The following is a 7,500-nucleotide window of genomic DNA, read 5'->3' as shown; positions in this document are numbered from 1 at the left end:
CGCTGCGAATAGCGGCGTTACCTCTCACTGAATACATAGGTGGGATGGAGCTAACCAGGGGAAGTGAAACATCTCAGTACCCTGAGGAAGAGAAAACAATGAGTGATTCCCAAAGTAGTGGCGAGCGAAATGGGAGAAGCCCAAACCGAAACCACGAAAGTGGCGTCGGGGTAGTGGGTCCACGGTAGGACTTTGACTTGCTAGCGGAAGCCTCTGGAAAGAGGCACCAAAGAGCGTGATAGTCGCGTACGCGAAAGCGAGTTGGAGCTGAGTGGGTTACCCAAGTAGGGCGGGACACGTGCAATCCTGCCTGAATCAGCCGGGACCATCCGGTAAGGCTAAATACTCCTTGGCGACCGATAGTGAACAAGTACCGCGAGGGAAAGGTGAAAAGAACCCCGGTAAGGGGAGTCAAAAGAACCTGAAACCGCATGTCTACAAGCAGTTCGAGCACTACGGGGCAACCCAGTGCGAGAGCGTACCTTTTGCATCATGATTCGGCGACTTAATATACGTAGCGAGGCTAAGCCGTTAGGTGGAGCCGGAGCGAAAGCGAGTCCGAATAGGGCGTTTAGTTGCGTGTATTATAACCCGAAGCGGGGTGATCTACACATGGCCAGGTTGAAGTGCGGGTAACACCGCATGGAGGACCGAACTCGTGAAAGTTGAAAATTTCTGAGATGAGCTGTGTGTAGGGGTGAAAGGCCAATCAAACTCCGTGATAGCTGGTTCTCCCCGAAAGATATTTAGGTATCGGCTCGGGCAATTCAATGCCGGAGGTAGAGCACTGGAACGGCTAGGGGTCTCACCAGATTACCAAACCGTACCAAACTCCGAATGCCGGCAATTGTTATCCCGGGACGCAGTCAGTGGGTGATAACGTCCATTGGCAAGAGGGGAATAACCCAGACCGACAGCTAAGGCCCCCAAATCTAGTCTAAGTGAACACTAGAAAGGATGTGGCAGGTCATTGACAACCAGGAGGTTGGCTTAGAAGCAGCCATCCTTTAAAGAAAGCGTAATAGCTCACTGGTCAAGACAGGCCGCGCCGAAAATGTAACGGGGCTCAAGACTAGTGCCGAAGCTTCGGGTCACACGTAAAGCGTGTGGCGGTAGGGGAGCGTCCCAGTTGCAGCGAAGGTCGACTGAAAAGGCGGCTGGAGCGACTGGGAGTGCTGATGCCGAAATGAGTAGCGATAAAGGGGGTGAGAAACCCCCTCGCCGTAAGCCCAAGGTTTCCTGGGTCAAGTTAATCTTCCCAGGGTTAGTCGGAACCTAAGCCGAGGCCGAAAGGCGTAGGTGATGGAAAGCGGGTTAATATTCCTGCACCATCTTGTGAGCGTTGAACTAAGGGAGGACGGAGAAAGCTAGGCGAGCTGACCGGTGGTTGTGTCAGTCTAAAGGTGTAGGGGTGTCGCGTACGAATAAAGGCGCGGCAGTTATCCCCGAGACTCCATGGCGCCCCGTAAGGGGTAAGTCGCTGATGCTCTGCTTCCAAGAAAAGTCCCGTAGGGAGCTTGCAGGGTGTCCGTACCGTAAACCGACACAGGTGGGCGAGGAGAAAATCCTAAGGCGCTTGAGAGAACTCTCCTCCAAGGAACTAGGCAAATTTCCACCGTAACTTCGGAAGAAGGTGGGCCTCTGGTAGGTGAAGGCGTACAGCCGGAGCTGAGAGAGGTTGCAGAGAAATGGCGGTAGCGACTGTTTACCAAAAACACAGGACTCTGCGAAGGCGACAAGCCGACGTATAGGGTCTGACTCCTGCCCGGTGCTGGAAGGTTAAGGGGATTCGTCAGCCGCAAGGTGAAGCGATGATCCGAAGCCCCAGTAAACGGCGGCCGTAACTATAACGGTCCTAAGGTAGCGAAATTCCTTGTCGGGTAAGTTCCGACCTGCACGAATGGAGTAACGACTTCCGCGCTGTCTCGGAGAGGGACTCAGCGAAATTGAAATAGCTGTGCCGATGCAGTTTACCCGCAGCAAGACGGAAAGACCCCGTGAACCTTTACTATAACTTGACAGTGACACTAGGGATTGACTGTGTAGGATAGGTGGGAGCCTTTGAAGCCGGGCCGCTAGGTTCGGTGGAGGCAACGGTGAAATACCACCCTGTTGATTTCTGGTGTCTAACCATGTCCCGTCAGCCGGGATTGGGACACTGTCTGGTGGGTAGTTTGACTGGGGCGGTCGCCTCCCAAAAAGTAACGGAGGCGCGCGATGGTTCCCTCAGCCCGATTGGAAACCGGGCGTCGAGTGCAATGGCATAAGGGAGCTTGACTGCGAGACGGACACGTCGAGCAGGTGCGAAAGCAGGTCATAGTGATCCGGTGGTCCTGAATGGAAGGGCCATCGCTCAACGGATAAAAGGTACTCCGGGGATAACAGGCTTATCTCCCCCAAGAGTTCACATCGACGGGGAGGTTTGGCACCTCGATGTCGGCTCATCGCATCCTGGGGCTGGAGCAGGTCCCAAGGGTTTGGCTGTTCGCCAATTAAAGCGGTACGCGAGCTGGGTTCAAAACGTCGTGAGACAGTTTGGTCCCTATCTGCTGTGGGCGTAGGATACTTGAGAGGCTCTGACCTTAGTACGAGAGGACCGGGTTGGAGGCACCGCTGGTGTACCAGTTGTCTCGCCAGAGGCATCGCTGGGTAGCCATGTGCCGATTGGATAACCGCTGAAAGCATCTAAGCGGGAAACCGACCTCAAGACCAGGTATCCCGGGCGCAAGCCCCTGAAGACCCGTCGAAGACTACGACGTTGATAGGCCGGGTGTGTAAGCGTGGTAACACGTTCAGCTAACCGGTACTAATTGGTCGTGAGGCTTACTTTCCCCATTCTCTTGCATGCCCCCTCAAGGGGAGTAAGGGACTCGGGGCCAAGGCCGAGGCTCGAGTGCTTCACGCACTCGCCTGGAAGACTGAAATACGCACAGCGAGACTTCGCTTAGCAAGAAATTCGAAACTTACCCTTTGTATGCACTGTCGCTTGTTTTCCGGTGGCTATGTCGGAGGGGTCCCACCCGTTCCCATCCCGAACACGGAAGTTAAGCCCTCCAGAGCCGATGGTACTTCGCGGGAAACCGCGCGGGAGAGTAGGTCGCTGCCGGATTCTTTTTGAGAAACCCCCGGTGTCCCTCGTGGACACCGGGGGTTTTCTGTTTTGGGCGTCTTGGGTTTTCGGCGCCTCACCGCGGGCGTTGGGCCAGGCGCCGCGTGCGCAGCCGGCGCACGCCCCCCGCCGCCAGCAGCGCCGCCGTCGTGGCCAGCACCAGCAGGTACTCGGCACTCGCTGGGAGCGCGGCGACGGCAGCGGCCCTCCTTGGCCCCTCCGCACCCTCCCTCCCTCAGCAGGCCGCCCATCCCTCTTATGCGTTCCACGGCGACTCGCCCGTCGAGTCGGAGACGCGGAGCGTTCCCTGGGCGGAGGCAGAGCTGAAGGAACAAGAGGCGAGCCCATCGCGTGAGTCAGGGAGCCATCGTCAGCGCTTGTCCGGCTGAGGGCGCTGTTGTTGAGATGGATGGATATGGTCGTCCTCTCCCTTCTTCCATGTCTTGCCCTGCTGGCGGCGCCGCCAGCGACTCCCGCGGTTGCATCTACATCCACTCCTTTCATGTCCTGGTTTCATGCTCGTGCGAAGCAGGAGGGCGCCTATCTCATCACGCACTTCCAACTGGAGCTCGACGGGGATGGCCAGGACGACGACGTGGTCTGCTACAGCTTCTTCAAACAGGGCGAGGGCACCACGGGCCCGGTGGTCCTCGTGGGACTTGCCAGCGGGGAGCGCTTTGCCCTCACCGGGGGAGGGATGGGTCCTGGAGCCATGGACCAATGCCCGATCTCCAGTAGGGGTGGCGGTCCGGAGGTACTCACCCTCGGCCGCAGCGGACTCACTGGATGGTCCGACACTGTTCCGTCCGCTTCGATCGGAAAGGGCCACTGCTGGTGGGAACCTCATCGAGCGATCGCTATCACTCGGCGAGTCTGAGCCTGCTGGCGCAGCGTTTCAGCACGTTGAGCCATGAGGACTCGGAGTCCGGGGAGGAGGAGGACGGTTCCGAGGAGCGCCGTCAGTCCGAGCACGCGGTGGTGCTCGCCCCGGGAACAGGAATCCCCGCCGGCCATGCCCCGGTGTGGGTGAGCTGGGGACGGAAGCACTGGAGCGGAAAGGAAGACGCGGACCTGAAGGTACACGCGTTTCGGCGCGGCAACACCGTGACGGTGGTGGCGCAGTTCCATGACGACCACACGGTGGTGGCCACGGACACGAGTCCCAAAGCCATCCTCGGTGCAGACCACCTCGAGCTGTGGTGGAGCGAGCGAGGAGACGTCCACTCCCGCCCGGTGCAACTGGGGGTGGCCCGCACCCAAGAGGGTATCCCAGTGAGCACCTGGTTCCGCCGCCCCGGTCGGAGAGTACCACCGCCCACCGCGCGGTGGGTGACGCCCAACCACGTGGAGGTGGACCTGCCTGTGGCCTGGGTGTTGCCGAAGGCCAGGAGCGAGGAGGAGGACCCGGGCGCGTCCAAGGGGGGCCCATTCACCATCGTCTTCTCCGACAGCGACGGGAAAGGACAGGAGACTCTCGTGTCCACCAGTGACCGGACCCCTGGGCCCTATCTCTACGGACGGCTGGCCATCGCTCCGGAGGGGAGACCGTTCCCCGCGCTCTGGGGGGGAGACCTGCACTGGGAGCGTGTCGGCAAGCGCACCACGCTGCGGAGCCTCGTCTGGTAGGTATCACCACCGTCGGAACTTCGCTCGTCCTCCAACACGCGGCGGGTGGCGGAGCCGATACGCTCCCTGGGACGTATCGGCGGAATAGAAGCCATGTTGAGGGGGAGGGCTGGCGCGGAGGGGCCGAGGAGGGCCGCAGACAGGGGCAGCCCGAGCAGTGCGCCCGGCCGGTGGAGAGGTCGCGCAGCCCCTTGGGGTACACGCCGGCCCTGGCCAGGCTCCCATGCGGTGCGCGGCAGGGGGCTCGTTCTCTTGGCTGTGGCAGCTTGAGCCGCAACACCACGCGGCCTGCAGGGCTCTCGCGCCGGGGCCAGGCGCGCACCTGCCGTGGGCATGCCCAGGTGCTCCAGAAGCGCGCGCACCCCTCCCACTTCCTTCACGTACGTCAGCACCCGCCGCCTGCCTCCACAGCTCACGCACGCGAACACGTCGAAGTCGAACGTCCTCCTGAGCAAACCCGCCCAGTCCACCGTAACTGTTCGCCGAGCCTCGTCGTGACGGAATGCCGCCCCCCGTGAGACCTCCCGTGGCCACACATCTGGAGGCGGGCCGTGGAGATTGAGAAGGAGTTGGAGCAGTTCCGTCTGGAGGCGCAGCGGCTGAAGGCCGGGCGGCGGAGTGGTTCATTGCCGTTCCCCGAGGAGCTACGCGCCTTCGCGGTGCGCTATGCGGAGCATCTGGTAGCGGCAGTCGCGAGCATGGCGGAGGCCGCACAGAAGCTGGGCGTGTCGGAGCTGACTCTGTGTAGGAGTTCGCCGTGCCCCGTCTGGACACAGCGCCGGACCAACCGGGAGCGCGGCGACGGCAGCGGTCGTCAGTCCTGTCGGTGCCGGAGCGTGATGGTGCCCGGGTTCTCGATGGCGGCGAGCACGGCGCGGCGCAGGTCGTGGCCAGGGGCCTCCCCGGGCAGGCGCGCCGTCTCGATGAGGGAGTAGAAGAGAGCGGCCACCTCGGTGCCTCGCTGGGACTTGCTGCCGTAGTGGTTCTTGCGACTCACCACCATGTCGCGAAGCTGCCGTACGACGTGGTTGTTGTCGAGGGACACCTCGGGGGCGCGCAGGAAGACGGTGAGCCCGTCCCACAGCTTCAGTATGTACTCGAGGGTCGAGGGCCTTGCGTAAGGCCCTGCCGGGAGCGGCCCTCTGGGCCAGGGCCCACTGGCGGATGCGCTCCACCACGGGGGCGGAGTGTCTTTGACGCACGGCGAGCCGGTGCGCGAGCGCGGCCTGGCGCACCAGTTCCGTCAGGGCTGACCAGCCGGGCAGGGCAGGGCAGGTCCGCTTCAATGGCATACAGCTCGCCGATGAGCTCCAGCACCTCTTCGCATGCGGGCTCGAAGGGCTGCGCCCCGAGGAATTTGCGACGCACGTGGGCCCAACTCTCGTCTACCGCCGGCGGTGACCACTTCCACCAGCGCGCGACGCTCAAGCCCCTGCCTACGCGCCCCTACCAGCTGGCCTTCTGGAAGAAGGCGCGGATGAATATCGACTACCACGTCGAGTTGGAGGGCCACTGGTACAGCGTGCCGTACACGCTGGTGGGCAATCCGGTGGAGGTGCGTCACACGGAGGGCTGCGTCGAAGCCTTCCTCGCGGGCCGCCGCGTGGCCAGCCATGTGCGCAGCGCGCAGCCGGGGCGCTTCTCAACCCAACCCGAGCACATGCCCGCCCCCACCGGCAGCACGCCGAGTGGACGCCCTTGCGTCTCACTCGCTGGGCCGAAGGCGTGGGCCCCTCGTGCGCGAAGCTGGTGGAGGAACTCATGACGAAGCGGCCCCACTCGCAGCAGGGCTTTCGCTCGTCGCTGGGCGTGCTGCGCCTGGCCGACGAGAAGAAGTACGGCAAGGCCCGCGTGGAGAAGGCGTGCGCCCGGGCACTGCGCCACCGTGCCGTCAGCTACAAGTCCGTCGTCGTCATCCTCCAGCACCGCCTTGAGGACGCCGACGAGAAGCATGCCGACAAGGGCGCGGTGCCCGAGCACGAGAACGTGCGCGGCGCCCACTACTACCACCGACTGCACGCACGGCCTCGTGGCCGTGCGCGGACATTGCCCGTCGGTGCTGGCTTGCGTCTCCCAGACTCGACGGTGGTCTTCGCGCGCGTATGAGGGCGCGCGCAGACTGGACACCGAGACTGATGGAGAAGAAGGAATGCTCGTGGACCAGACGCTGGAGAAACTCAACGCGATGAAGCTGCACGGCATGGCCAACCACCCGACGAACTGGCCCAGGCCTGGGCAGACGGGACGCTCCCGCACGCGCTCAAGCGGCTGGCCAAGGCCCAGGTGCTCATCCTCGATGACTTCGGCATCGAGCCACTGGGTGCCGCCGAGCGCAAGGAACTGTTCGAAGTCCTGGAGGACCGCTACCAGCAGTCCTCCACGGTGGTGACGTCCCAGCTCGAGCCGAAAGACTGGCACGCCGTCATTGGTGACGCGACGCTGGCCGACGCCATCCTCGACCTGCTCGTCCACAACGGCCACCACCTGCGGCTGGCCGGTGAGTCCATCCGCAAGGCGGACGCGAATTTGATCAAGGAGCGCAAGCAGGTGCAGTGAGACGCGACGTCCCAGCGTCGCTGACGCTCCGACTGCTCGCCATGGCCGGAACGGCTGCTCGGCTTGCGCCGGATTGGGTTCTCAGATGCGGCTCCGGGAGTCGACAGCGTTACGTGGGAGGCCTACCGCGAGGGGCTGGAGGACAACCTCCAGTGTCTGCACGGGCGGCTGCACCGTTGATCGTACCGGGCGAGGCCCTCACGGAGGCT

Annotated in this window: 6 protein-coding genes and 2 rRNA genes (1 of these 8 running past the window's edge); 6 read left to right on the top strand and 2 right to left on the bottom strand. The window is 62.6% G+C overall.

Translation table 11 applies throughout. The features are described from left to right. From BHS09_RS23790 to BHS09_RS23775, 3 genes are all read left to right on the top strand, one after another. Positions 1–2,831 (top strand): 23S ribosomal RNA (locus BHS09_RS23790) (it extends 132 nt beyond the left edge of the window). A 161-nt stretch (positions 2,832–2,992) separates the two neighbouring features. Then, positions 2,993–3,109: ribosomal RNA gene (rrf, locus tag BHS09_RS23785) — 5S ribosomal RNA — on the top strand. Between the two features lie 834 nt (positions 3,110–3,943). Further along, complete coding sequence (locus tag BHS09_RS23775) at positions 3,944–4,735, top strand: hypothetical protein (protein WP_140799130.1); 792 nt, start codon at positions 3,944–3,946, stop codon at positions 4,733–4,735. Positions 4,736–5,549: 814 nt separating this feature from the next. Here BHS09_RS23775 and BHS09_RS23765 read toward each other — a convergent pair. Both BHS09_RS23765 and BHS09_RS40330 read right to left on the bottom strand, forming a co-directional pair. After that, positions 5,550–5,828 carry an IS66 family transposase gene (locus tag BHS09_RS23765; protein ID WP_140799128.1) on the bottom strand — a complete coding sequence of 93 codons (279 nt, stop codon included), beginning with the start codon at positions 5,826–5,828 and terminating at the stop codon, positions 5,550–5,552. Beyond that, complete coding sequence (locus BHS09_RS40330) at positions 5,822–6,103, bottom strand: hypothetical protein (RefSeq protein ID WP_418763961.1); 282 nt, start codon at positions 6,101–6,103, stop codon at positions 5,822–5,824. Before BHS09_RS40330 ends, BHS09_RS23765 begins: the two co-directional genes overlap by 7 nt. Here BHS09_RS40330 and BHS09_RS23755 point away from each other — a divergent pair. The 3 genes from BHS09_RS23755 to BHS09_RS23745 all read left to right on the top strand — a co-directional run bounded on the left by BHS09_RS23755 (position 6,093) and on the right by BHS09_RS23745 (position 7,291). Continuing rightward, positions 6,093–6,500: a Mu transposase domain-containing protein gene (locus BHS09_RS23755; protein ID WP_140876173.1), complete on the top strand. Its 408-nt coding sequence runs from the start codon at positions 6,093–6,095 to the stop codon at positions 6,498–6,500. The two genes, BHS09_RS40330 and BHS09_RS23755, sit on opposite strands and share 11 nt — an antisense overlap. Further along, the gene (locus BHS09_RS23750; protein ID WP_140799123.1) at positions 6,497–6,841 is read left to right on the top strand and encodes a hypothetical protein; all 345 of its coding nucleotides are present in this window, start codon (positions 6,497–6,499) and stop codon (positions 6,839–6,841) included. Before BHS09_RS23755 ends, BHS09_RS23750 begins: the two co-directional genes overlap by 4 nt. 114 nt (positions 6,842–6,955) lie before the next feature. Then, on the top strand, positions 6,956–7,291 hold the full coding sequence (locus tag BHS09_RS23745; RefSeq protein WP_269467604.1) for an ATP-binding protein: 336 nt from the start codon (positions 6,956–6,958) through the stop codon (positions 7,289–7,291). Positions 7,292–7,500: the final 209 nt, after the last annotated feature.

Source organism: Myxococcus xanthus (assembly GCF_006402735.1).
Classification (GTDB): Bacteria; Myxococcota; Myxococcia; order Myxococcales; family Myxococcaceae; genus Myxococcus; species Myxococcus xanthus_A.
This window is presented reverse-complemented; position numbering and strand designations above follow the sequence as displayed.

Bases quoted from the DNA above. Each gene is read 5' to 3' on its own strand.
- BHS09_RS23750 (WP_140799123.1), top strand. From the start codon at position 6,497: ATGACGAAGCGGCCCCACTCGCAGCAGGGCTTTCGCTCGTCGCTGGGC.